The 23695-nt window shown below is 60.4% G+C and carries 26 protein-coding genes; 9 read left to right on the top strand and 17 right to left on the bottom strand.

What is annotated here, in order from left to right:
• Positions 1 to 125 precede the first annotated feature (125 nt).
• Positions 126 to 899, bottom strand: coding sequence for a DUF3891 family protein (locus tag CIC07_RS09540; protein ID WP_157741887.1), 774 nt, complete (start codon positions 897 to 899; stop codon positions 126 to 128).
• Positions 900 to 1058: 159 nt separating this feature from the next.
• Between CIC07_RS09540 and CIC07_RS09535 the strand changes: the two genes are divergently transcribed.
• Positions 1059 to 2375 carry a serpin family protein gene (locus CIC07_RS09535; RefSeq protein WP_076358135.1) on the top strand — a complete coding sequence of 439 codons (1317 nt, stop codon included), beginning with the start codon at positions 1059 to 1061 and terminating at the stop codon, positions 2373 to 2375.
• 8 nt (positions 2376 to 2383) lie between these two features.
• Here CIC07_RS09535 and CIC07_RS09530 read toward each other — a convergent pair whose 3' ends face one another.
• Positions 2384 to 2587 carry a hypothetical protein gene (locus tag CIC07_RS09530; protein ID WP_076358136.1) on the bottom strand — a complete coding sequence of 68 codons (204 nt, stop codon included), beginning with the start codon at positions 2585 to 2587 and terminating at the stop codon, positions 2384 to 2386.
• Positions 2588 to 2822: 235 nt separating this feature from the next.
• On the opposite strand from CIC07_RS09530, the gene CIC07_RS09525 reads away from it, so the two are divergent.
• From CIC07_RS09525 to CIC07_RS09515, 3 genes are all read left to right on the top strand, one after another.
• Positions 2823 to 3851: a LacI family DNA-binding transcriptional regulator gene (locus CIC07_RS09525; protein ID WP_076358137.1), complete on the top strand. Its 1029-nt coding sequence runs from the start codon at positions 2823 to 2825 to the stop codon at positions 3849 to 3851.
• Positions 3848 to 4846: an N-acetylglucosamine kinase gene (locus tag CIC07_RS09520; protein WP_076358138.1), complete on the top strand. Its 999-nt coding sequence runs from the start codon at positions 3848 to 3850 to the stop codon at positions 4844 to 4846. The genes CIC07_RS09525 and CIC07_RS09520 overlap by 4 nt, the downstream gene beginning before the upstream one ends.
• A gap of 71 nt (positions 4847 to 4917) precedes the next feature.
• Positions 4918 to 6222: a 6-phospho-beta-glucosidase gene (locus CIC07_RS09515; RefSeq protein ID WP_076358139.1), complete on the top strand. Its 1305-nt coding sequence runs from the start codon at positions 4918 to 4920 to the stop codon at positions 6220 to 6222.
• 254 nt (positions 6223 to 6476) lie between these two features.
• On the opposite strand, the gene CIC07_RS09510 is transcribed toward CIC07_RS09515, so the two are convergent.
• From CIC07_RS09510 to CIC07_RS09495, 4 genes are all read right to left on the bottom strand, one after another.
• Positions 6477 to 7478 carry an alpha/beta hydrolase gene (locus CIC07_RS09510; protein ID WP_076358512.1) on the bottom strand — a complete coding sequence of 334 codons (1002 nt, stop codon included), beginning with the start codon at positions 7476 to 7478 and terminating at the stop codon, positions 6477 to 6479.
• Between the two features lie 214 nt (positions 7479 to 7692).
• Entirely contained in the window at positions 7693 to 8298 is a 606-nt protein-coding gene (locus CIC07_RS09505) for a nitroreductase family protein (RefSeq protein WP_076358140.1), read from the bottom strand.
• Positions 8299 to 8381: 83 nt separating this feature from the next.
• On the bottom strand, positions 8382 to 8687 hold the full coding sequence (locus CIC07_RS09500) for a hypothetical protein (protein ID WP_076358141.1): 306 nt from the start codon (positions 8685 to 8687) through the stop codon (positions 8382 to 8384).
• Between the two features lie 2 nt (positions 8688 to 8689).
• Complete coding sequence (locus tag CIC07_RS09495) at positions 8690 to 8908, bottom strand: YwbE family protein (protein ID WP_076358142.1); 219 nt, start codon at positions 8906 to 8908, stop codon at positions 8690 to 8692.
• A 211-nt stretch (positions 8909 to 9119) separates the two neighbouring features.
• Here CIC07_RS09495 and CIC07_RS09490 point away from each other — a divergent pair, with 211 nt between their 5' ends.
• Together CIC07_RS09490 and CIC07_RS25840 are read left to right on the top strand one after the other, a co-directional pair.
• Positions 9120 to 10859 carry a DEAD/DEAH box helicase gene (locus tag CIC07_RS09490; protein ID WP_076358143.1) on the top strand — a complete coding sequence of 580 codons (1740 nt, stop codon included), beginning with the start codon at positions 9120 to 9122 and terminating at the stop codon, positions 10857 to 10859.
• Between the two features lie 131 nt (positions 10860 to 10990).
• Positions 10991 to 11101 (top strand): YjcZ family sporulation protein, encoded by a 111-nt coding sequence (locus tag CIC07_RS25840; RefSeq protein WP_083688350.1) that lies wholly within the window; start codon positions 10991 to 10993, stop codon positions 11099 to 11101.
• Between the two features lie 111 nt (positions 11102 to 11212).
• Here the strand turns inward: CIC07_RS25840 and CIC07_RS09480 are convergent, their stop codons facing one another.
• The 5 genes from CIC07_RS09480 to CIC07_RS09460 all read right to left on the bottom strand — a co-directional run bounded on the left by CIC07_RS09480 (position 11213) and on the right by CIC07_RS09460 (position 14811).
• Positions 11213 to 11551 (bottom strand): CD3324 family protein, encoded by a 339-nt coding sequence (locus tag CIC07_RS09480; RefSeq protein WP_076358144.1) that lies wholly within the window; start codon positions 11549 to 11551, stop codon positions 11213 to 11215.
• On the bottom strand, positions 11514 to 11660 hold the full coding sequence (locus CIC07_RS09475; protein ID WP_157741886.1) for a hypothetical protein: 147 nt from the start codon (positions 11658 to 11660) through the stop codon (positions 11514 to 11516). Before CIC07_RS09475 ends, CIC07_RS09480 begins: the two co-directional genes overlap by 38 nt.
• Before the next feature lie 277 nt (positions 11661 to 11937).
• Positions 11938 to 12717, bottom strand: coding sequence for a pseudouridine synthase (locus CIC07_RS09470; RefSeq protein WP_076358145.1), 780 nt, complete (start codon positions 12715 to 12717; stop codon positions 11938 to 11940).
• Positions 12718 to 12884: 167 nt separating this feature from the next.
• Positions 12885 to 13694: a GTP diphosphokinase gene (yjbM, locus tag CIC07_RS09465; protein WP_076358146.1), complete on the bottom strand. Its 810-nt coding sequence runs from the start codon at positions 13692 to 13694 to the stop codon at positions 12885 to 12887.
• 19 nt (positions 13695 to 13713) lie between these two features.
• On the bottom strand, positions 13714 to 14811 hold the full coding sequence (locus CIC07_RS09460) for a quinone-dependent dihydroorotate dehydrogenase (RefSeq protein WP_076358513.1): 1098 nt from the start codon (positions 14809 to 14811) through the stop codon (positions 13714 to 13716).
• Positions 14812 to 15166: 355 nt separating this feature from the next.
• Between CIC07_RS09460 and CIC07_RS09455 the strand changes: the two genes are divergently transcribed.
• The gene (locus CIC07_RS09455) at positions 15167 to 15304 is read left to right on the top strand and encodes a hypothetical protein (protein WP_157741885.1); all 138 of its coding nucleotides are present in this window, start codon (positions 15167 to 15169) and stop codon (positions 15302 to 15304) included.
• Between the two features lie 53 nt (positions 15305 to 15357).
• On the opposite strand, the gene CIC07_RS09450 is transcribed toward CIC07_RS09455, so the two are convergent.
• The 3 genes from CIC07_RS09450 to CIC07_RS09440 form a co-directional block, all read right to left on the bottom strand.
• On the bottom strand, positions 15358 to 16809 hold the full coding sequence (locus tag CIC07_RS09450; RefSeq protein WP_076358148.1) for a L,D-transpeptidase: 1452 nt from the start codon (positions 16807 to 16809) through the stop codon (positions 15358 to 15360).
• A 127-nt stretch (positions 16810 to 16936) separates the two neighbouring features.
• The gene (locus tag CIC07_RS09445; protein WP_021880162.1) at positions 16937 to 17173 is read right to left on the bottom strand and encodes a ferredoxin; all 237 of its coding nucleotides are present in this window, start codon (positions 17171 to 17173) and stop codon (positions 16937 to 16939) included.
• 89 nt (positions 17174 to 17262) lie between these two features.
• Positions 17263 to 18543 carry a DNA polymerase IV gene (locus tag CIC07_RS09440; protein WP_076358149.1) on the bottom strand — a complete coding sequence of 427 codons (1281 nt, stop codon included), beginning with the start codon at positions 18541 to 18543 and terminating at the stop codon, positions 17263 to 17265.
• Positions 18544 to 18856: 313 nt separating this feature from the next.
• Here CIC07_RS09440 and cimA point away from each other — a divergent pair, with 313 nt between their 5' ends.
• Positions 18857 to 20473 carry a citramalate synthase gene (gene cimA, locus CIC07_RS09435; protein ID WP_076358150.1) on the top strand — a complete coding sequence of 539 codons (1617 nt, stop codon included), beginning with the start codon at positions 18857 to 18859 and terminating at the stop codon, positions 20471 to 20473.
• Positions 20474 to 20717: 244 nt separating this feature from the next.
• On the opposite strand, the gene CIC07_RS09430 is transcribed toward cimA, so the two are convergent.
• Positions 20718 to 21269: a TlpA family protein disulfide reductase gene (locus CIC07_RS09430; RefSeq protein ID WP_076358151.1), complete on the bottom strand. Its 552-nt coding sequence runs from the start codon at positions 21267 to 21269 to the stop codon at positions 20718 to 20720.
• Positions 21270 to 21389: 120 nt separating this feature from the next.
• Here CIC07_RS09430 and CIC07_RS09425 point away from each other — a divergent pair, with 120 nt between their 5' ends.
• Complete coding sequence (locus tag CIC07_RS09425) at positions 21390 to 21851, top strand: M67 family metallopeptidase (protein ID WP_076358152.1); 462 nt, start codon at positions 21390 to 21392, stop codon at positions 21849 to 21851.
• Here the strand turns inward: CIC07_RS09425 and CIC07_RS09420 are convergent.
• Positions 21825 to 22559, bottom strand: coding sequence for an exonuclease domain-containing protein (locus CIC07_RS09420; RefSeq protein WP_076358153.1), 735 nt, complete (start codon positions 22557 to 22559; stop codon positions 21825 to 21827). The two genes, CIC07_RS09425 and CIC07_RS09420, sit on opposite strands and share 27 nt — an antisense overlap.
• 22 nt (positions 22560 to 22581) lie before the next feature.
• A complete protein-coding gene (locus CIC07_RS09415; protein ID WP_076358154.1) occupies positions 22582 to 23652 on the bottom strand; it encodes a DUF294 nucleotidyltransferase-like domain-containing protein in 1071 nt (356 codons plus the stop codon).
• Positions 23653 to 23695: the final 43 nt, after the last annotated feature.

Here is a 23695-nt window from a genome sequence, read left to right as displayed (position 1 = left end):
TGAAGCCTGCCGCTCCTCGTGCGGAGCCCGCTGTCCATCGCCGCCTGCAAGCAGCCGCCTGTGCCCAGGCGGCTTTTTGGCTTGCGGAACCAACCGCCTCAGGCGGCAATGCCCTGGAGTCCGAATCACTCCGGCGGCAGCCAGGCGATCTCCTCGTAGGTCCATGAAGTGCGGCTGTAAGCCGCGTCGATTCCGATCTCGGCGGCGAATCTTCTCGATATTCTCTTCACCGGAAGCGAGGTCGTCAGCTCCCGCACCAGCACGGGAGCCGAGAACCGCACCGCGCCGGGGCCTTCCCAGCCGGCGGACAGAATATCCCGGTCCGGAAACAGCTTGCGGGAAGCGCCGAACCCTGCCCGGTACCACGGATGCTCGTGCTCCTTCGGCGTGCCGGGATCATTGAGGCAAGCGTACAGCGACAGGCTGTCGAACAGCTGCAGCCGCGCCATATCCAGCGCGGCCTCTTCGGCATGCGCGCGCATATTCATGCGGATCCGCCTCTGCCTTTCCTCCTCCCGCTTGCGGAAAGCATCGACCTGCGCTCCTTCGAACCCTTCGAAAAATGCGGTGTAGAACAAGCTGATCAGCAGCCCCGCATAAGGGCTTACAGCCTCAGCTTCTTCGATGCCTCTCCGATAGTAGGCCATCTTGGGCAGGAGCGGATAATCCTCGAATGCGAACGGCCTGCCGGCGGCGTCATTCCAGATCGGGGTCTCGTCCAGCTCGATCCAGCCGCGGTCATGCTGCTCGATCGCATAAAGCAGCTCCGCGGAAAACCTTCCGGCCGGCAGAAAGCGGTCCGACGCCGCTCTTGCCAGCGCCGCCGACAGCGCGGCATGGTCATGCTGGCGGATCAGGACGAACTCTTCTTCCATTTCCCGAATGATAATGGCGAACACCCTCCCTAGTTGGCTAGATAACAGCTGTTGATCGGCTTCTTGCTGCCAGGCCTGCATGCCTCCCACTTTACCACATCCGCCAAGGGATGGAAAAGTCTGCAACTTCAAGCATCCGCTTGCCGTCTGAAGGTTAAGATCAGACCCGGAGGGGGCGGCAAAATGCCCATCAGACGAAAGGCCCGAATATCCGCGCTTGTTCTGCTCGGCATGTCCATGCTCATGGCAGGCTGCGGATTGTCTGCCCAAGACAAGGAAGCGAAAGCGGAGAAAGAGTTCCTCGGGCAGTCCGGCCGCATCCACGATCAGGAGCAAGCTCGTTCGAAGGCGGCTCTCACGCTGGATAAGACATATCTGCAGGCAGCCAACGCCTTCGGGCTGTCGCTGTTCCGCGAGCTGGCCAAGGAAGACAAGGACAAGAACATCGTCCTCTCTCCGTACAGCGTCTCGGAGGCTCTCGGCATGGCCTGGAACGGAAGCGGCGGAAAGACCATGGAGGAAATGGCGCAAGCTGTCGGCTGGAGCGGCTCGCAGCCGGAGGAGATCGCGGCAAACTCGAGAGAGCTCCGTTCCTATCTCCGCCTTCCGGCGGAGGGGGTCAAGCTCAAGGCTTCAAATTCCTTCTGGTACCAGAAAGGCTTGCATCTCCTCGAACCTTATGAAGCCACGCTCAAGAACAGCTACGAGGCAAGCCTGCAGGCAGTCGACCTGCCTTCGCCCAAAACGGTCGAGGCCATGAACGAATGGACCTCCAAGCATACCGAGGGGATGATCGAATCCGTCTTTGACCCATCCCAAACGCTGGATCCGGATAACCGCGCCATCATGATGAACGCCGTTTATTTCAAAGGGGCCTGGAAGGATGAATTCGACCCTGCCCGGACAAAGCCGGAGCCGTTCCGCACGTTGGACGGGGCTGCCCAAAAAGTCCCGATGATGCAGAGATCCGGCTCTTACGCGCACGTGAAGACGGAGCGCCTTGAAGCGGTCCGGATTCCGTATCTCCAGGACAAGCTCGATCTGCTCGTCGTCGTGCCTCAGGCCGGGCTCGGCGTTCCGGACATCGTCGGCGATCTGGAGCGGTACGGGAATTGGAAGGACCAGCTGGCCGCCTCCCTCGGCTCGGTCGCGCTTCCGCGGTTCAAGGTTTCTTGCGAGGCGGATCTGATTCCGGCCCTGCAGCATTTCGGCATGCAGAACGCCTTCGTCTCTGGAACGGCTGATTTCACCGGCATGTTCGAGCCTTCCGCCCCCTCTTCCGGCCTTTTCATCAACCTCATCAAGCATCAGGCTGTCCTCGAGGTCAATGAAAGAGGAACCGAAGCGGCGGCCGTCACCGCGCTCGGGATGGCCGGCACGAGCGCTCCGTCCGACCCATTCTCGTTCAGAGCGGACCGCCCTTTCTTTTATGCCATCGAAGACACGACCACCGGGTTGTGGCTGTTCCTCGGCGCCATCAACGATCCGCTTGCAGCTTAAGGAGCCGTTCAGGCTTCCCGTCGGCCGGGAGGCCTGTCGCGGTTGATCGACGTTTCCATGATATCGATGATCCTGCCGATTCCAGCGAGGATCAATCCCCCTATCATGCAAGCCAAAAAGCTGATATAGACGCAGCCGCCGGCAATGCTGAGGCTGAACGCGCTCCCGAATACGGCGATCAGAATGCCTCCGATCATCAAGAACAAGCCCACTCGAATCCTCCTCACGAAGCGTTTTGTTCCGATATTACCACACAAAAAGATTGCCATTAAGCCTCTTAATCGTTACAATGAGAACGAATAAAGTTTAAGGGCTTTAACTTTGAATCGGCCCCGTTTTCCTTTCTTCCGCTTCGCAAGCAGCAAATTTTTTTTGCATTAAAAGTTTAAGCGTTATAACTTTCAAGCATTGCCGCAACAAGGAAACTTTTTACGGGGGCGTCTGCTCATGAAACCAAGCATATTCGATGTCGCCAAGCGCTCCGGCTTGTCGGTCGTGACGGTATCCCGAGTGCTCAACGGGAGCGGCAACGTCCGCGAGAACAACAGGCTGAAAGTGCTCAGCGCGATGAAAGAGCTGGACTACCGCCCAAGCGCCGCAGCCCGTACGCTGGCGCGCGGAAGCACGGGCGTCATCGGACTCACTCTCTCTACGCTGCAGGATTCCGTATTCGACGCCATCGTGAAGAGCGTCCATGACGAGCTGTCGGCTCAAGGCTATTTCCTCGCGCTGTCGATATCATCGGAATCCGGGGAGCCCGGCAGCAGCTATCTCATCCGCGAGAACCGGGTGGACGGGGTCATCGTCCTGTCGCCTTCCGACGAGGATGAAATCGTCCGCGAATTGGAGCAGAGCGGCATTCCTTATGTCGTCATCGACAGTCAGGATGCCGAGGCCGCCCCGTCCACCGTCAAGGTCGACCATGAAGCCGGAGGTTATATGGCCGGCAAGCATTTGACCGATCTGGGGCTGCGGTCGATCGCTCACCTGAGCGGGCCCGCCCATTACGACAGCACTCGGGAACGCAAGAGCGGATTTCTGAGAGCTCTTCGGGAGGCCGGGCTGGAGCCGTACCTGATCGAGGCGGGCGACTATTCCATCGAGAACGGCTACCGCAGCGCAAGACGCTGGCTGGAAGGGAACCGGCTTCCGGACGCCGTATTCGCAGGGGACGATTACATCGCTGCCGGAATCGTCAACGCCATGCAGGAAGCGGGGCTTTCGGTGCCTCGAGACCTTTCCGTCGTCGGCTTCGACGACCAGAACCTGGCCTCCCTGCTCCATCCCCTGCTGACGACGGTCAGGCAGCCTGTCCTTCCCATCGCGCAGGCCGCCGTGCATGCCCTTATGGCCCGGATGGCGGATGGCGCGGCGCCGGAAGGCGTCGTCATCCAGCCGGAGCTCGTCATCCGGGAATCGACCGGACGAAGTCCCGGCCGCGCTGCGGATATTCAGGAAAAAGGAGACTCTCGATGAGCTACTATGTAGGAATCGATGCCGGAGGCAGCAAGACCTATGCGCTTGTATGCGACCATACCGGCCGGATCGTAGGCAAAGGAAGCGCAGGAGGAGGCAATCATCAGAACGGATACGAGGAGGCCCGCTCCAACCTCTCCATCTCCCTCCAGCAAGCTCTGTACGAAGCCGGCATTACGGCCGCGGACGTCGAGCATGCCTGCTTCGGGCTGGCGGGAGCCGATCGGGAGGCGGACTTCCGCATTCTGCATCCGCTTGTGAACAGCCTCGGCTTCACGGAACGCTACACGATCGTCTGCGACACGATCATCGGCCTGAGGGCAGGCACCCGCCGCCCCTACGGTGTTTCCGTCATCTGCGGCACCGGCGTGAACTGCGCCGGCGTCGATCCTGACGGCCGGACGTACCAATGCGGAGGCTTCAGCTACATGTATGGGGATTGGGGCGGCGGAGGCGGCTTATGCGTCGAAGTGTTCCGTGCGGTCGTCCGCTCGTGGGACGGCCGGGGCGCCGCCACGCAGCTGACGCCGATGCTGCTCGGCCTGCTCGGTTACAGCACGGTCGACAAGATGTTCCATGATTATCTCGACCATAACCGCAGCGTGCCGCTGGATGCCGTGCGCCTGCTGTTCCAGGCGGCCGGGAACGGGGATGACGTCGCTCTGGGCATCCTGCGCGAACAAGGCAAGGAATTGGCCTTGTCCGTCCACGCGGTCGTCGCCAAGCTTGGCCTCGGCGGCATCCCGTTCGACGTCGTGCTGGCGGGCAGCCTGCTTACACGCGGCGACGCCGGCTGGATCAGCGGGCCTATCCAGGCGATGCTGAAGGATGCCGCTCCGCTGGCTTCGCTCGTGAAGCTGGAGATCGAGCCTGTCATCGGTGCGCTGTGGGGCGCGCTCGACGCCTGCGGCCAGGAGATTACCGGCGAGATGTATGCCGCCATGGGCCGGTACCGGAATTTCGAGGACATCCAGACCTCAAGCGGCCAGAGCTGATTCCCGCCGCTTGCCTGCCAGCTTCAAGCGGCATGACAGCCGCCCAATCCAACGGAAATGAGTGATCGTGCATGAGCAAAGGATTGAAAGTCGCCGTCATCGGCGGAGGCTCTTCCTATACGCCAGAGCTAGTCGAAGGATTTATCCGTTATTACGATTCTTTGCCGGTAAGAGAGCTGTGGCTCGTCGATATCGAAGCCGGCTTGTGGAAGCTGAACATCGTCGGCGAGCTGGCCAAGCGCATGGTGGAGAAATCCGGCCTTCCGATTGAAGTCCATCTGACGACGGACCGCCGGCTCGCCATCGCCGGCGCCGACTTCGTGAGCACGCAGATGCGGGTAGGCATGCTGGAGGCGCGCGGCCAGGATGAGGCGATTCCGCTCAAATACGGAGTCATCGGGCAAGAGACGACCGGGCCGGGAGGCATGATGAAGGCGCTGCGCACGATTCCGGTGCTGCTGGATATTTGCAGGGACATCGAGGAGCTGGCGCCGCAGGCGTGGCTGCTCAACTTCACCAACCCGGCCGGGATGGTGACCGAGGCCATCCACAAGCATTCCGCGGTCCGCAGCGTCGGATTGTGCAACGCCCCGATCGGCCTGCTCAAATGGCTTTCCGGCAAATACGGCACGACGACGGACCGCGTCTACGCCGAGTTCGTCGGCCTCAATCATCTTCACTGGGTCAGCCGCGCCGAGGTCGACGGCGTCGACCGCCTGCCGGAGCTGCTCCGCGGCGACGATTCCTTCTCCGCCGCCAACGTCGCAGCCGGGGAATGGGATCCCGACTTTATCCAAGGTCTTCATTCGCTTCCTTCCTACTATCTCAAATACTATTACATGACGGATGCCATGCTCGCCGAGCAGCAGGAGTCCCTGCGCAAAAACGGCAACCGCGCCGAGGTGGTCAAGCGCGTCGAGGCCGAGCTGTTCGAGCTGTATAAAAATCCCGGCCTGAGCGAGAAGCCGAAGCAGCTGGAGCAGCGCGGCGGCGCCTATTATTCCGAAGCGGCCGTCAACCTCATGCGCTCGCTCTACAACAGCACCGGCGACGTGCAGACGCTGAACGTGGCGAACAACGGCATCCTGGATTTCCTCCCGGACGACGCCTGCATCGAAGTCAACTGCCTCGTCACCTCCCAAGGTCCCGTTCCGCTCCAGCTGACGGCTGTTCCCGAGCAGGCCAAAGGCCTCATCCATGCCGTCAAAACATACGAGGCGCTCGCGATCGAAGCGGCCGTTACCGGCGACCGCAGCCTGGCGCTGCAGGCGATGGCCCATCATCCGCTCGTTCCGTCCGTCAGCGTCGCCAAGCTGCTGCTGGACGAAATGCTGGAAGCCAACCGCAGCTATCTGCCCAGGTTCTTTCCTATCTGACGCATGGCTGGCGGCAGCAGAAAACAGCCCGGCCGGCTGGGCCAGACACAGCAATCCGTATTAAGGCCGGCTGTTTCAGCCAATCCGACGCATGCCCATTGGAATACAAAAAGAGTCCTGTCGCCAGCTTTTGGCCCAGGACTCTTTTTTCGTATGTATGCCGCTCTTGTTCGGCAAGCCCGCGGCCCGGCCAGCTCAGCCATCCGCTGAAGCCGCTCCCGCACATGCAGGGCGGCTCCGGCGTCGGCGGCTGATCAGGTCGTCGCAGCCTGCTCCTCCGCCAGCCTTTCACCCGCCGCGGTTCCGGGCAGCCACTGATCCAGGAAAGCCGTCACGGCGGCATCGTAATGCTTCGGGGATTTCTGGCGGGCCGCCCCATGCTCCGCATCCGGCACGAGCAGCAGCTGCTTCGGCTGCGGGCAAGCCTCGTACAGCTTCACGCCCATCCACGTTGGCACGAACGTATCCGCCTCGCCGTGGATGAACAGCATCGGCGCCTTCGCCTTCCTGACCTGCTCAAGAGCCGAGGCCTCGCCGAAGAAGTACCCTGCCCGCAGCTTGGTCACCAGGCTCGTCAGGGGCAGAAACGGAAACGGGGGCAGCTTGTACATCCGCTTGAGCTGGTAGACGAGCTCGTCCTTCGCGGAGGTGTAGGGGCAGTCCGCCACGATCGCCTTGACCTGAGGCGGCAGTTCCTCTCCGCTCGTCATGCATACCGTGGCGCCGCCCATGGACACTCCATGCAGGACGATCTCCGCGCCGCTGCCGCTCCTCCTGGCCGCCCAGTCGATCCAGCGGAGATAATCCCTGCGTTCATGCCAGCCGAAGCCGATGTATCCGCCTCCGCTCAAGCCGTGGCCGCGCGCGTCCGGCATGAGCACATTCCACCCCAGAATCTCGGCGTAATAACGGGCAAATACTGCCATCTGCGTCGCGTCTCCCGAATAGCCGTGGGCGAGGATGGCGGTACGGACGCTTTGAGACTTGCTCGGAATCCAATAGGCATGCAGCTCCAGGCCGTCGTCGGAGACCAGAGCGGCCTTCTCCGGGTGCCGGCTTCGGAGCCACACCTGCTCCTCCCTCTCGGATGGGTCCAGGCGGGAGACGGATGCCTCCTTCTGAGGCAAGTCGGGGTTGTCCTCCAGATAGGTCTTGGGCGTGCGCGCGATGGCGACGCGGTAGAAATACATGCTGGCCGCCGCCAGCAGAAGCAGCAAAGCGGCCGCGGCCGCAGCCGTCCATAGCCAAATCGACATTGCGTTCCGTGTTCCTTTCCGCTGGAAGATCGTGCTGCCTTTCTTGCTCCTGCGGTTCCTATTGCCGCATATGGAGTACAGTATATCCCATCCATGAAGTTCCTGCATGCCTGCGGGCGAATTTCCGCAGCAGGGGGATGCCGGGACGCGCCCATCTCCAAGCCATCAAAAAAGGCTGGCCCGGGTAACCCGGACCAGCCTTTCACTCAGCCGTTTATTTGACGACTTTGACGCGAGTCTCGATCGGAGCGAACTGTTTTTCTCCGGCAGGAGCGGTAGGCTTGCCGAACGGCATTTGAGCGATCAGCTTCCAGCTCTCTGGCAGCTCCCAGGTCTGCTTGACCTGCTCGTCGATGAGCGGGTTGTAGTGCTGCAGGGAAGCGCCGAGACCTTCCGCCTCGAGCGCCGTCCAGACGACGAACTGCAGCATGCCCGACGACTGGCTGGACCATTTCGGGAAGTTGTCCTGGTAGGTCGGGAACTGATCCTGAAGGCCCCGCACCACATTCTCGTCCTCAAAGAACAATACCGTGCCGTAGCCGGCTTTGAAGCCCGCCATGCGCTGCTCGGTCTGCTCGAAGCCTTCGCCTCCGCCGGTCACGACGCGAAGCGTCTCCAGCGTCAGATCCCACAGCTTGTCGGACTGCTCGTTGAACAGCACCAGCACGCGGGAGCTTTGGGAATTGAAAGCCGATGGCGTATGGTTGACGGCTTCTTCGATGATGGATTGGACTTTCTCTTCGGAGACCACTTTTTCCTTGCTGATGGCATAAAGAGAGCGACGACCTTTTACCGCTGCGAAAAATTGTTCGGAAGACATGTGGTTTAACCTCCAATAAAGTGGGTTTATTTCAGTTACTTAAGTAACGCACTTTTTTAGTGTAACTCATGATTTGGGCTTTTTCAAGCGTCAATGCCAAAACGCGCCAAATGATTTTGCAAGCCTTCCGCTTGCAATACCCGGACTTGAGCCGGACCAAACAAATCCATATGAGGATATCGCTCCCTGCGGTGGATATGCCGAGGGTCAAGTCCATGCTTGCAGCACCACGACTCCAGCTTGGCGATGTCGCTGCAGCCGGCCTTTGTCACGGTCTTGACGCCGGGAAACCGTTCGTCGATCCAATAATGGGTCAAGAAAGCCAGTTCTCCCCGGGCAACGGCCGCCTTCCAGCTCAGCAGCTCTTCTCTCCGGATCCCGAAAGCCACCTTCAGTCCCCTTCGGCAGCCGGCTGGGCGTCAACGATCGTCTTGACCCGCCCGACTTGGCCGTCGGCCAGACGCACCTTGATTCCATGCGGATGCGTAGGCGATTTGGTCAGCAGATCCTTCACGATGCCTCGGGTCAGCTTGCCGCTTCTCTGGTCTTGCTTGAGCACGATATCTACGGTCATGCCCGGCCGGATAGACGCACGGTTGCTTCCGTTCATCCTCCATCATCCTTTCCTTTGCAGGCTCATAATATGCCTTTGTCCGTCACAGACTACCATACCCGGAGTCGGCGGGCAAAAAAACGCCGTCGAACGCGAAGGAAATTCAGCCGATGCCGTGTGCATCCGCCCTCGCTTGCTGGTATACTGGTAAGGATACAGCGAAGCCGGCAGGCGCCGGCGCACAATCAGGAAATGAGGAACCCCATTCATGTCATCATCATTCACCGCCCTCGGCATCAGGACCGAGCTTGCCGGACGCCTGGCGCAGGAAGGCATCTCGGAGCCGACTCCGGTGCAGGAGACAGCCATTCCCGTCCTTCTCCAAGGAAAGGACGTTATCGTACAAGCTCAGACCGGCACAGGCAAAACGCTCGCATTTGCCCTGCCTGCCCTCCAACAGATCAATCCGGGCAAAACATATACGCAGGCTCTGATTCTCACGCCGACGCGAGAGCTCGCCATACAGATCACGGGCGAGTTGGCCAAGCTGGCCCCTGTGCTCGGCATTACCGTGCTGGCCGCTTATGGCGGGCAAGACGTCGAGTCCCAGATCCGCAAGCTCAAGAATGCCGCCCCGCATGTCGTCGTGGCGACTCCGGGCAGGCTGCTCGACCATCTGCGTCGGGAGACGGTCACGCTGAGCTCCATCCGCATGCTCGTGCTCGACGAGGCCGACCAGATGCTCCATATGGGCTTCCTGTCCGAAGTGGAAGCCATTATCGACCAATGCTCCATCAAGCGCCAGACGATGCTGTTCTCGGCCACCATGCCGGATGCTGTCAAGCAGCTGGCAGCCCGCTACATGGACGTGCCTCAGGATATCCGCATCAAGAGCGCGGCCGTGACGCTCGACGCCATCGAGCAGCGCGTCGTCATCACGACGGACCGCAACAAGCAGCCGCTTCTGCTCCGCTTGCTCGAGACGGAGAATCCGTATCTTGCGGTCGTTTTCTGCCGCACGAAGCTGCGCGCCAAGAAGCTTACCGAAGCGCTGCAGGAAGCCGGCGTTCCCGCCGACGAGCTGCACGGCGATCTGACGCAGGCCAAGCGCGAAGCCGTCATGAAGCGGTTCCGCTCGGCTAGGCTGCAGGTGCTCGTCGCGACGGACGTCGCGGCTCGCGGTCTCGACGTCGAAGGCGTCACCCATGTGTTCAACTACGACGCCCCTGCCGACGGCGACACCTACATCCACCGGATCGGCCGGACAGGACGTGCCGGAGAAACCGGCAAAGCGATCACGCTCGCCACTGCCCGCGACCGTGCGAGCCTGGAGGCTGTGGAGCAAAAAATCCGCGCCTCCATCAAGCGCATCCAAGGCTCGGAGTACGGCATCGGACTCGAAGCCGGCACCGAGCGCTTTGATGCCGAGCCGCGCTCCCCTCGCACGGGAGGACGCAGCTCGGGCGGACGCAAGGCTCCGGCCGGCGGCCGCGGCTCCAGCCGCCCTGGCTCGCGCGATAGCGGCGGAGGACGCTCGGGAGGACGTGCCAATGCCGGAGGCGGCCGTTCCGGTTCGCGGACGGAAGCCGCTCCTGCCGAGCGGGCGGGCCGCTTCGCAGCCAAGCCGGCAGGAAGGCCTGGCGCCGGTGCCGCCTCCTCGGCAGGAGCCAAGCCGGTCCGCAGCTGGACCGACGAGTCCGCTTCGTCCGCCCGCCCGTCGGCCCGCGGACGCGGTCCGGCTCAAGGAAGGTCTGCCGGAACATCGGGACGGCCCGCATTCCCTGGCCATGGCTTCAATCCGGAGGGAAGCGGCGATTCCGGCACTGGCCGCGGCAACCGCCGCGGCGCTGCCGGAGCAGGACGCGGAGCTTCGGGCGGCAGCAAAGGCAGCCGCGGAGCTTCCGGTGCAGGGCGCGGCTCATCCAGCGGCGCCTCTGGCAGCGCGGGCTCTGCGCGCCGCGGAGGCAAGCCGGGCAGTTCCGGTCCCGGCCGCCGCAGCGGACGCTGATCCCCCTTCTCCATGCGGGCTCCTGCCCATTTATTCCCTCATCCGGGCGAATGTCTAGTCACATCCGCCCGGCGGGCATAGGTTATCGTACAGAGCAGCATTGCTGCCGGAACCGCAGAGGAGGGAACCACATGTCAGGTGCAGGCTATGGCCCGGGCGTTGGCGCAGGTTACACAAGCACGGCTATCATTCTGGTTTTGTTCATCCTGCTCGTCATCGTATCCCAAGTTTTCTTGGTATAGATCAAGCAGCGCGCAGTCACCCCTATCCGATCAAAAAGAACCGCCCTCCTGTTGTGGAGTGGCGGTTCTTTTTGATTGGATGCCGGACAAGCGGCTTCACGGCTGCCATGATCAGGAATGGACGCCGGTTCCTTCCGGCCGCAGGGCCGTGGAACCTGCAGCCGTCTCCAGGCGGACGCCGGCTGCTCTCATCTTGACCACGATCTTGCGCAGGCTCTCGACGGAAAGATGGAATTTCTTCTCCAGGTCCGCCAAGGTCAGGCCGCGCAGGTAATGCCGGTAGATGTCTTCGTTGCGGCGCTGGATCATCTTGCGGGAGCCGCTGAGCTCTCCCCATGCAGCGCGCCTTTCCTGCTGCTTCGGAATGTAAATCAATTCCCCGTTGATGTATTTCTGCAGCTCCTGCAGCAAACTAGGGGGAAGCACGTCTTTTCCATTTTTGTAATTCAAGGTTCCCTACCTCCTCAATTGCGTAACCCTTGACGACCAAACGACGACTGATAGCGGCAAGAATGCGTTTTTGCCTTACAGCAACGGAAATCATGTTCATGATTTTCATATTTGCTGCGCCTCCTTTCAAAATGTTGACTGCTGCTGTCGCAACAGTTCTGTTTAATGGTATTCGCTGTCTGCTTGCGTAATCCTTCCTGGCCGGAAAAATAACGAGGGAGGCCTGATTAGGGCCTCCCTTTTTGGCATGGACTCCGCCTTAGGCGGAGACCACCTCGTATGCCTGATCCATTTGTATCAGCCTCCTTCCAGTAGAGGATGTGTCGGTCCGACAACCTCATTTACTCATATCCTGAAGCCGCATACAAGTTTCAACACAGCTATAGTCAATCTTTACCGTCCTCTTTGGATGGCCCGCTTCTCAGTCCTTCCAGCTCGGCCGCGCTGAGCTCGCGGTATTCCCCGAGGCCGAGAGTGCCGTCAAGCTCGAGGGAGCCCATGGAGATACGCTGCAGATAGGTGACCTTGCGCCCTGTGGATAGAAACATTCGCTTCACCTGATGGAACTTGCCCTCGTGGATCGTCAGGCGGATCCGGGTCGTCACGCCGGCGCTCCCGCCCGCCTCCGGCTCGGCTATGCCTTCAATGGCGAGCTCTGCCGGCAAAGTCGTGTACCCGTCTTCAAGCGTGACTCCCTTGGCGAACTGCTCCCGGTCGTTCTCGCCTACGGGCGTGTCGCCTTCCACAAGCGCAAAATACGTCTTCGGCACATGCTTGCGCGGTGACAGCAGATCATGCGCAAGCTGGCCGTCGTTTGTCAGCAGCAGCAGCCCTTCCGTATCCTTGTCCAGCCTTCCGACCGGAAACGGCTCCAGCACACGGTCGCGCGGATCCAGCAGATCGATCACCGTCCGGTCCCGGGCATCCTCTGTCGCCGATACGACTCCAGGCGGCTTGTTCATCACGAGATAGATCTTATCCCGGTACTCCACCAGCTCTCCATCATACCGGACCTGCTCGGTGCCGGGATCCACGATGCGGCCGCTGTCCTTCTCGACCGAGCCGTCCACGGTCACGATCCCCGTTTTGACGACTCTTCGGATCTCGGCTCTGGAGCCGTATCCCATGGATGAGAGCAGCTTGTCGAGTCGAATTCTTTTGACCATCAGCCATCATTCCTTTCGATTTGCATCCATTCCTTAGAGGGTTTCTCTCTATTCGGGTGGAAATGCCAAAAGCGGGACAACATCGTCCCGCTGTGCCGTTGCGTCGAGGCTTGCCCGTATCCGGCAAGCGCCCGGGATCTATTCATCGGGAGCAAGCGGAACCGTCGTTAATCGGATGGGCTTCCGCCTTTTCTCGCCTTGTGCAGAGAGTACTGGATCTCCTGCGCGAGCTGCTTGAGCTCGAACGTGTCTCCCTGCTCCCACAGCTCGTTGAACTTGAGCTGGAACTGCACCGCCTCGCGCACCCTCCTGTAGAAATACAGGTCCTGGATATCGCTCAGCACTTTGTTGACGATATTGGAGCCTTCCTCGAAGCCGATCTGCGCTTCCAGAATTTCATGCCGGATGCTCGACATTTCCGTGTCGAGGTTGAATGCCGCTTCGGATGCCTTGCGCAGCCTCAGCTTCACTTCCTCCGGCAGGCTTTGCTTGTACTTGTAGTTGAGCGAATGCTCGATCGTCGCCCAGAAGTTCATCGCCAGCGTCCGGATCTGAATCTCGGCAAGCACTTTCTTGAAGCCGATCGCCGTCTGCACCGGATACTCGACGATCATGTGATAGCTGCGGTAGCCGCTGTCCTTGAAGTTGGTGACGTAATCCTTCTCGTAGACCAGCTTCAAGTCCTGCCTGGAGCGGATGATCGCGGCGACCCGCAGGATGTCGTCGACGAACTGGCACATGATGCGGATGCCTGCGATGTCCTCGATGCCCGTCTCCAGCTGATCCATCGGCACGTTCAAGCGGCGGGCTTTATCCAGGATGCTGGATATTTTCTTCACCCTGCCGGTCACGAATTCGATGGGCGCGTAGGATTCCCGGGCTTTGAGCTCGGTCCGCAGCGTTTTGAATTTCACTTTCATTTCCTCTACCGCTTGTTCATAAGGCTGCAGAAATTGGTTCCAATCCCGGCCGTCCATCCGTCCGCCTCCTGTCTTGTCAGTGATGATCGGCGCCGATAGCCTCGCGCAGATGGGAATGCCCATCGCGGAGCAGCAGCTCCCTGAGACCTGACGCGATTTCTTTTACGATCCCCGGACCTTTGTAGATCATCGAGGTGTAAATTTCAACGAGCGATGCGCCCGCTCTGATTTTGGCGTACGCATCCTCCGCCGTGAAGATGCCGCCGGATCCGATGATCGGCAGCTTCCCGCCGGTCTGCCGGTAGATGGCGGCTACGACTTCCGTCGATCTCTCGCGCAGCGGACGGCCGCTCATGCCTCCGGACTGCGAGGCGTTGGCATGGGTGAGCCCGTCGCGGGACAGGGTCGTATTCGTCGCGATGATGCCTTCCACTCCGCTCGCAGCGATCGTGTCGACCGAGAACGCCAGCTGCTCCGGCGTCATGTCCGGCGCCAGCTTGACCAGCACCGGCTTGGGCGCCGATCCATGCTTGGCCGCCTGCACGGCCATCTCTTCCTTCACGGCCTGGAGAAGCGTCTTCAGCTCGTCTCCCAGCTGGAGCGCCCTGAGGTCCGGCGTATTGGGGGAGCTGATGTTGACGACGAACAGATCGCCGTAGGCGAACAGCTCCTTGACGCAGCGCCGGTAATCCTCATGGGCGAGCTCATTCGGAGTCGCCTTGTTTTTGCCGATGTTCACGAATACGGGAATCGGCCTCGCGGAGAGGCTGCCGAGCCTCCCGGCCATGGCGGCGGCTCCGTCGTTGTTGAAGCCCATCCGGTTGATCAGCGCTTCGTCGGCCGGAAGCCGGAACAGCCTCGGCAGCTCGTTGCCGGGCTGGGGAAGCGGCGTGACGGTGCCGACTTCCATGAATCCGAAGCCGACGCTGGAGAAGCCTTCCACGGACTTGGCGTTTTTGTCCAGGCCCGCGGCAAGACCCACGGGATGCGCGAAGCTGAGCCCCAGAAGATCCATGCTGAGCTCGGGGTATTCCGGCACGCCGTACATGCCGCGCAATAAAGCGGTCATGCCCGGCACCCGTGAAGCTTGATGAAGGCCGTCAATGACCAGATGATGCGCTTTTTCGGGATCAAGCCGGAAAAAGAACGGCTTGGCTACGTATTGGTACAGCAAGAAGTCCACTCCGTTTCCGTTCAAGCAAAACGGCTTCGCCGTCCTATGTGGCGGCGGACGTTTGCGTAGGTATGTAGAGATGTTGGCCGTACGAATAGTCCCGCACGGCAAAAAAGGCTCTGCCTTTCAGTTTATCTTGTTCAGCACCAAAAGAAAAGGGCGCCGGCGCTTCGGGGAGCGTTTGCATTTCATCCCCGGGCGTCTTTTTTTCGATCCCCCAAGGAATTTCCCCCGGCAGGAGGACATCCGCTGAATCGGTTTTGCGGAATGGATGAAAGGCTTGCCCATTTCTCCGGCAAGCGATTACAATAACGGTACAAGCACTGCCATCATCCTTCAGGAGAGGTCGATAAGCATGAGCACAGCCAAACGCAAGCCTCCGACGAGAAAGGCTCCGGCGAGTCAGCAGCCGAACCGCAAGGCCATCATTGCGGCCGCCTCCATCTTCGCCGTATTCGCCATCGTCATGATCCTGCTTCTGATCTTCAGCTGATTGTTTCCGATCCCGGTTGACCGTTTCCGGTCCTCAGCCGATCCGTCCAAGCCCTACAGCCAGTCGTATACCTTGTCCGGATTTTCCTCCCGGGAACTCGGCCGCACCTCGTAGCGGCCTTTTTCGCTTTCGGCTTCCCCTTCCCGCTGCAGGAAAGCCAGCTTTCCGTCGCCGATCGCCACTTCCGTTCCGAGCGGCACAAGATCGTACAGCTCCTCCAGATCGGCCTTCGCCATGCGGATGCAGCCGAGCGAGCGGTCGGTTCCGATCGAATCCGGCTCGTCCGTGCCATGAATGGCATACCGAGTGTCCGAGAGCGTCATGCCTCTGCTTCCGAACGGACCTTTGGAGCTTCCGTTCGGATTGCGCACCTTCTCCGATATGGAGAAGCTGCCGCGCGGTGTCTTGCCGCCGCCGACACCTACCGGATAGGCGCGGACAACGACGGCGCCGCTCAGGAGCGCAAGCTGTCTCGAATGCGGGTCGACGACGATCTTAAGCGTCGCCGTCATCGCCTCCTGCAGGACGCCTTCCTTGCCGGCGCCCTTTCCGGCCGCCGGCGGAACCGCTCCGGGGCCTCCGCCCGCAGAAGAGCCGGCCGCTCCTTGGCGAGCCTGGAGCAGCCACTCGGAGAAATGCTTCTCCGCCTCGCCAGGGAGCCCAGGGAGAATATTATGAGGGTAATCCCCTGCAAGCTGTTCGGCGGAATCCGGCCACTTCCCGTTGAGCCGCTTGAATTGCCTGATGCCGCTGATCGTCGACCAAGCCTGCTCCTGAAAAACAGTCTCCTCACGGACCCGGCGGTCAGCCGCCTCCGAAAGGCCGCTTTCGCATGCGCATTTCTCGTTGTCGGCCGTTTGCACGGCATAAGCACCCTTGCCGCCTGTGCGCGAAGCTTCCACCACTCCCTTTGCGCCCGCCCGCCACCGGTAATAGCCTCCGGATCGCGGCAGCGTGAACGCCTCTGCGGATGGAAGTGCTTCATCGCTTTCCAGAGCTCCGATCGCTGCCGCAGCGCCAATTCCCGTCTGATCGCTGTCCACCCAGACGACGGATCGCTTCGTGCCGGCCTTGGATGCCGCTGATGCTGCTGGCGGAGCTTCTCCAGCCTTGCTTCCCTCAGGCAGGCTGACGGTCTGGGACAGCTGCGTCGGCACGCCTGGGGCGGCCGCCACGGATGACAGCATGAACGCGGCGAGGACTGCGAGCACAATCCTTGCCGCTCCCTTTTTGCGCCTCCTGTCCCGATCCCAGGTTTCGAGCATGGCATGCAGCGGTCCCGAGCCGAGCGTCAGCGGATGGGCTTCGTTCTCGAACGCTTCGTAGACGCTGCCGGATTTGAGGTAGCAATAGTTGGCCTTGGCTTCCATTCCCTGCCTCGCGTAGGCTTTGCCGAGAAAGAACCAGGCAAGCCTGTTGCCTGGATGCGACTTGACGTATGCCTTCAGCTCCTCGATCCCGGTGCCGCCTCCTAGATCAGGCTCTGCGCTTTCTCCGCTATCCACCCTCGCCGCCCCCTTCCGGTTCCTCTTCACCCTATATCGGCTGCCGAAGAACATATTGTTCGGCGTCCGAACCAAAAAAACCTGCTCCCGGAAGCCGGGAGCAGGCAGGATAAGTTCATGGAATTAATTACATATTGAACGGTTCGTCCGCGATTTGAATGGAATCCGTCGGGCAGCCGTCCGCAGCATCCTGCAGATCTTCGTACAGATTCTCAGGAATCGCCTTCGTGCCGGTGTTGCCGTCCTTGTCGTAGATCGTCTCGGCCAGTCCCTCATCATCATAATCGTAGATATCCGGGGCCGTTGCGCCGCAAGCTCCGCAAGCGATGCAGGTATCTTTGTCAACCCAAGTATATTTAGACATGGTATTCCCTCCTCTATGTGTCATGCATCATCAGCATTCCCTTGACCAGGCAAGTGTATGATTCCCCGTCATAAGTCTGACTTTACACATCAATTTATAACAAAATCATCATCAATTTGCAAGGATGTCCCCCTAATCCGGCGGTTGCGGATGAGCGTCGAGGGATCGTCGCCGAGCATGCCGGCTGTCAGCACGGCACCCTCTCCATATTTGTCCCGCATGGCGTCCATGGCTTTGGTCAACGCCTCCCGGCGCGGCTCGCTTTCGTAATCGAACAGATCGAGCTGCACCGCGGCCGTTTCCTTGGGATGCAGGCTGTGAAGGGTGATGCCGAGCAGGCGGATCGGCACGACTTCCTTCCAGTGCTCATCGAACAGCCTGCACGCTTCGCGGTGGATGGCCCCCGCATCCTCGATCGGCTTGTCGAGCGCGCGGGAGCGGGTGAGTGTCGTCATATCCGGAAAGCGGACGGTGATCTGCACGCCTCCCGCGAGGAAGCCCTTCCGCCTCATCCTGCGGGCGGTCTGATCCGCCAGGTTGAGCAGCACCCGGTGCACGTCTTCCCGCCGCGTCACATTTTCCGGGAGCGTCGTCGTGTGGCCGACCGACTTGCTCGCTTCCCTCGTCTCCCGCACCGGTGAGCGGTCGATTCCGTTGGCCGCTTCCTTCATATGGGCGCCGTAGACGCCGAACTGGGAAGTAAGCAGCGATTCGTCGGCTGCCGCAAGGTCGCCGATCGTCGAGATGTTGAGCTTCCGCAGCTTGTCGGCGGTTTTGCGGCCGACGCCGAACAGCGTATCGCAGGGCTTGTGCCAGAGAAGCCTCGGAACATCGCGTATGCGCAAGATCGTCAATCCGGAAGGCTTCTTCATATCGGAGGCCATCTTGGCGAGCAGCTTGTTCGGACCGATGCCGACCGAGCATGGAATCGACCATTCCATCCGGATTCTTTCCTGGATGGCCTGCGCGATCTCCACGGGACTGCCGAACATGCCTGAGCCCGTAATATCCAGATAACATTCGTCGATGGATACCGTCTCCATCAGAGGGGTGTAAGTGGAGGCGATCTCCATGAACCCGCGCGAATAGCGTCTGTAGAGGTTGAAATCCGGCTGGATGAGCACGAGCTCCGGACATCGCTTGAGGCCTTCCCGGACCGTCATGCCGGTGCGAACGCCTTTGGCGCGAGCGGGGTAGGAGCAGGTGACGATGACTCCCTTGCGGAGCTCGACGCTCCCGGCCACGGCCGTAGGCTTGCCCGCGTATCGCTCCGGCTCCTCGGCTTCGTGGACCGAGCAGTAAAAAGCATTCATATCCAAATGCAAAATGATCCGGCCTTTTCTCGCGATGCCCGTCTCCGTCTCGCCCATCCTTCCTCCTCCTCCCCTTTGTTCAACCAGCATACCCCTGCCTGCCATCAGGGTCAACAAACCGGAGGCATTGCGACAGGCTTCAGCCCATCACCCGCTTGGAGCCTTCTTCATGCCCATATGAACCTATCGAAACGGAAAAGCGTCATTTCGCAGCCAAATCCGCTCCTTTTCATCTTCATGCAAACGAAATGAGTGAAAATTATGCATTCTCACTTCTATCCTGACATGGCAAGGTGATATAATAGAGCATTATAGAGTCGAATGCTTTCACACATTGCTGGGTTAAGACATTAAAGGGGGCACTTCCGGTATGAACCAAGCCATCTCCATCTTTGACACCACCCTGCGCGACGGGACCCAGGGGGAAGGCATCAGCCTTTCCGCCGACGACAAGCTCAAAATCGCCCGCAAGCTGGACGAGCTGGGGGTTCATTATATCGAAGGCGGCAATCCTGGAAGCAACAGCAAGGACATCGAATTTTTCCAGCGGGTGCAAAAGCTCGGGCTTCGCGCCAAAATCACGGCGTTCGGCAGCACGCGCCGCAAAAATGCCGTCGCCGATCAGGATGCCGGCTTGCTCCGGATCGCTGAATCAGGCGTTCAGGCGGCGACTCTCGTCGGGAAATCCTGGGATTTCCATGTCCACACCGCGCTTGGCACGACGCTGGAGGAGAATCTCTCCATGATTCATGACTCCATCGCCTTCCTGAAGCAGAGAGGGCTTGAAGCCGTCTTCGACGCGGAGCATTTCTTCGACGGCTACAAGAACAACCCGGAGTACGCCCTTGCCGTGCTGAGGACAGCCCAGGAAGCCGGAGCCGACTGGCTCGTCATGTGCGACACCAACGGCGGCACGCTTCCAGGAGAGGTCGGCGGCATCGTCTCCCGCATCGCTTCGGAGCTGAGTGCTCCGCTCGGCATCCACACCCATAACGACTGCGAGCTGGCCGTGGCCAACACGCTGGCCGCCGTGCAGGCAGGGGCGCTCCAGGTTCAAGGCACGATCAACGGTTACGGCGAGCGCTGCGGCAACGCCAATCTATGCAGCATCATCCCGAGCCTGCAGCTCAAGCTCGGCTACTCCTGCATCGAAGAAGCGAATCTGAAGCTGCTCACTCCTACGGCGCGTTACATCAGCGAGATCGCCAACGTCAGCATGCCTGTCGGGCAGCCTTATGTCGGCAATGCCGCCTTCGCCCACAAAGGAGGCATCCACGTCTCCGCCATTCTGAAGGACTCCAAGACGTACGAGCACATCTCTCCCGAGCTCGTCGGCAACAAGCAGCGCATCCTCGTCTCGGAGCTCGCCGGCCAAAGCAACGTCATCTCCAAAGCCCAGGAGATGGGCTTGGATGTCAGCGCGAACAACGAGAAAACGAAATCCATCATCGACCGGATCAAGGATCTGGAGCATCAGGGCTATCAGTTCGAAGGTGCGGAGGCGAGCATGGAGCTGCTGCTTCGCGATGCGTTCGGCGGCTTGGACGAGATTTTCACGGTGGATTCCTTCAAGATCCTGCTGGAAAAAGCAGCCCATGGTATGGTCACCGAAGCCATCGTGAAGCTGCGGGTCGGCGACGAGTCCGTCTACACCGCCGCCGAGGGCAACGGCCCCGTCAACGCGCTCGACAATGCGCTCCGCAAGGCTCTGCTGCCGTTCTTCCCGCGCATCAACGACATCCATCTCGCCGACTACAAGGTCCGCGTGCTCGACGAGAAGGATACGACCGCAGCCAAGGTCCGCGTCTTGATCGAATCCAGCGACTCCACGAGCAGCTGGAATACGGTCGGCGTATCCGGCAACGTCATTGAGGCAAGCTGGGAAGCCCTGCTGGACAGCCTGCGCTACGCCCTGCTCGGCATGACCAAGGTCGAGCCCGCCGTCGGCGAAGACCATTCGCCCCGCCAAGGCGTCATCAACCACTGAGCTTGCCTGTAGGCGGGCCGTTCTTGCGGACGAGGGCCGCTCCAGTGGATGGGCCTGCAATGCGGACGGAGCTCGGCTGCATTGCAGGCTGCCAGGCCTCTTCTGGGCTCTTGCAGCAGACAGGAACAGCCCGGCCATCTGGCCGGGCTATTCCTGCGCATCCCCCACAAATTCATGTCTTAGCGCCAAACGCTTTCCTGCCGGCGCTCCTCGGCGGCGCGTTCATGGGACAGCCGGAAGAACGTCAGGAAGCTACGCCCGCAACCAGGTCGGACAGCTTCTTCTCCCACTCCTCGCGGGGGATGACTCCCGGTATCCGCTCCAGCACTTTGCCGTCCGGACCGATCAGCAGCGAAGTCGGAAAATTGTTCACTTTGTACAGCTTGGCGACCTCTCCGTCGCGGTCCATCGGAATCGGGAAGGTCAGCTTTTTCTCGTCGACGAACTTGCGCGCATCGCGTTCACGGTCGTAGCTGGTCGCATTGATGCCGTAAAAATCGATTCTGTCGCCGTATTTTTCATACAAGGCTTGAAGATCCGGCGCTTCGAGGTCGCATGGACCGCACCAGGAAGCCCAGAAGTTAATCAAAACCGGCTTCTCCCGCGGTCCGCCGACGGAGTAAGGACGTTCGTCCAAACCCGTCAGCGTGAATGCGGGAGCCTCATATCCGGCCTTGGGCTTGGACGCCGGGTCGCCCGTGGTCGTCAGCGAGGAGAGAGAACCGCTCTGCCACATCCAGCCGCCGAGCAATACCGCGGCGCAAGCCAATACGACGATGATGCCTGTCCGTTTCATAGCGCGACCTACCTTCATTCTCTGTTAGACATTGGTACCGTCATGTTATCATGAATGGACTTGGCGCTCAACTTGGCGCATGCAGTCAGCGACGATACACGAACCCAAGAGGTGATCATCATGTCCTCCATCGCGCGGATAACGCCGGATGCCCTTGAAGCCATGCTCGGAAGCTGCCTGGCTTCTCCACTCGAAGAATGCTGCGGCATCGCCGCTTGCCGCTTGGACGATCCTCTGCGGATCGTAACGGCCGTCCTGCCCGTCCCGAACGGGCATGCCGACTCCGGGAGCCGCTACGCCTTCGGACCGGAGCGGTGGGTTGCGCTCTTCTATCGCATGCGCCGGGAAGGATTGGATGCCGCCGGCATCTATCATTCCCATCCCAGAACTCCCGCATTCCCGTCGGACCTCGACAGGTCCCATCCCCTCTGGACTTGCTCCGGCGCGGACGAGCCCTCCGGCAGCGCCGGAGGGCTCGTCATGTGGATCGTTTCGCTGATGGCGGAACGGCCGGATATCGCGGCGTTCAGGCCGTCCCAAGCGGGACTTCGCAAGCTAATGCTGGCTGAGGTACGCATATAGATCCCCGAGCGTCTTGATGTTGCGGGAGCGGATTCTGTCCAGGTATTTGAGCCACAGCTGGGCCTGCATCCTGCAATCCTCGAGCGCGTGATGCCTCTGCGTGACCGCGATGCCTTCCTCTTCCAGCAGCTCGTCGAGCCCGTAGGCTTCCCTGCCTGGGTTCAGCCACTTGGCGACCATCATCGTATCGAGCACGCGATGCGACAGGTTCACCTTCGAGGTCCGCCAGAGAGCGGCATTGAGGAACTGCTTGTCATGGCCGCTTCCATGCGCGATGAGCAGCCTTCTGCCGCAGAATTCCATGAAGCTGTGCAGGACATCGAGGAGATCGGGAGCTTCTTCGGCCATTCCGCTCGTGATGCCGGTCAGCTCGGTAATGTGGAGAGGAACCTTTCGTTTCGGATTGACCAGGCTGTAGAAGAACTTATCCTCCTGCACAACCCCGCCCTTGAGCAGCAAAGCTCCGAAGCTGATGATCTCGTCCCCGTTGTAAGGGTAGAAGCCCGTCGTCTCCAGATCGAAAACGATGGTCTCCATCTCGTCGAAAGGAGTGTCGAGCATGGCCTGCTTGCGCAGATCCTTGTTCATCGAACGCATGAATGCCATCTGCTGCGCGTTCTGCGCTCCGAGCATGGAGGCGATTGCCGGCGTAACGCCGCCCATCTTGTAGAGCTGCCACATCCGGTTCACGCCTTTGGTTTCCTTCATTCCAATCTCCCTCCCGCTCTTGTCAAAGCCTGCCCATCGTGTGCCTGTACACACGCCGCTGCAGCTTTTTCCCGAGCTTGAGGCCGCTTTTCAGTTCCTCAGCCATTTCTTTGCTCAGCTTCCGGGCAGACAGCTTGCCGTTCGTGGAGAACTGTCCTCCCTCGAGCTTCTCCGTCGTCATCATTCGAAGCCTCATGAACAAGCGGAACGTCTGCATCCACTCCCTGGCGTCTTCGGCGGTGATGACGCCTCCCTGCTCCAGAAGCCGGATCCTCCCGAGGGTGGAAGTCTCGCGAAGATTGGCTTCGATGGCCAGCATCCTTACCGCGTTGACCATCGGAATGTAAGCCCCGTACTTGATATCCAGACTGCCCGCATCCGCTCCGTACTGCTCCTTGAGCAGCTGGCCGAATACGTTGAGCAGCACCTTGTGCTTCATCGTATTGTCCAGCATCCTCCTCACGATCAGCGGGGAATCGAGGATATCGCCGTAGAAATGGCTCATCATGTCGGCGTGCAGCTCGGCGCTGCCGTGCACGCAGCGGCTGTCCGCGACGATCAGCAGGTACCGGACCGCTTCCCACGCCGGCTCCCTGAACCATTCTCCCAGCCGCGCCTTCCATACCGAGGCGGAGCTGCACCAGTCCGGATTGCTGCTGAGCACATTGCCCTCGCACAGAGGGTAGCCGGCCTTCAACAGCAATTGGACCGTTTCTTTTCCCAAAAGCTCGAAATATTCCCTGCAATGAACGGCATCCGCCTCGTTCTGCGGATCCGCGTAGATCATCCCGCTATCCTGATCGCTGAGCAGGGTCTGTTCCATCCTGCCCCCGCTGCCGAACAAAAGATACGCAAAAGGCACGGGGGGATTGCCTTTCCCGAGCCGTGCCAGTTCCTTTTGAGCGAGCCCGATGCAGCGCCTGACCATGGCATCATGCACATCATTGAGCTCGCCGTAGAATGGTTCCGTTTGTTGCTGAGGCAGCCGGCTGATCATGATATCATGGACAGATTCGCGGATTCGGCGCAAGCCTGCGGCATTGTCCGCATTGCTTATGCTTTGCAGCAGCTGCTGCCATCCCAAATCCGTCATTCGGCTCTCTCCCCTCTTGCTATCAGCATACCATGAAGCCGAT

The organism is Paenibacillus sp. RUD330, assembly GCF_002243345.2.
Lineage (GTDB): Bacteria > Bacillota > Bacilli > Paenibacillales > Paenibacillaceae > Paenibacillus_O.
The sequence above is the reverse complement of the archived record's forward strand: the minus strand, read 5'-3'. Positions and strand labels throughout refer to the sequence as shown.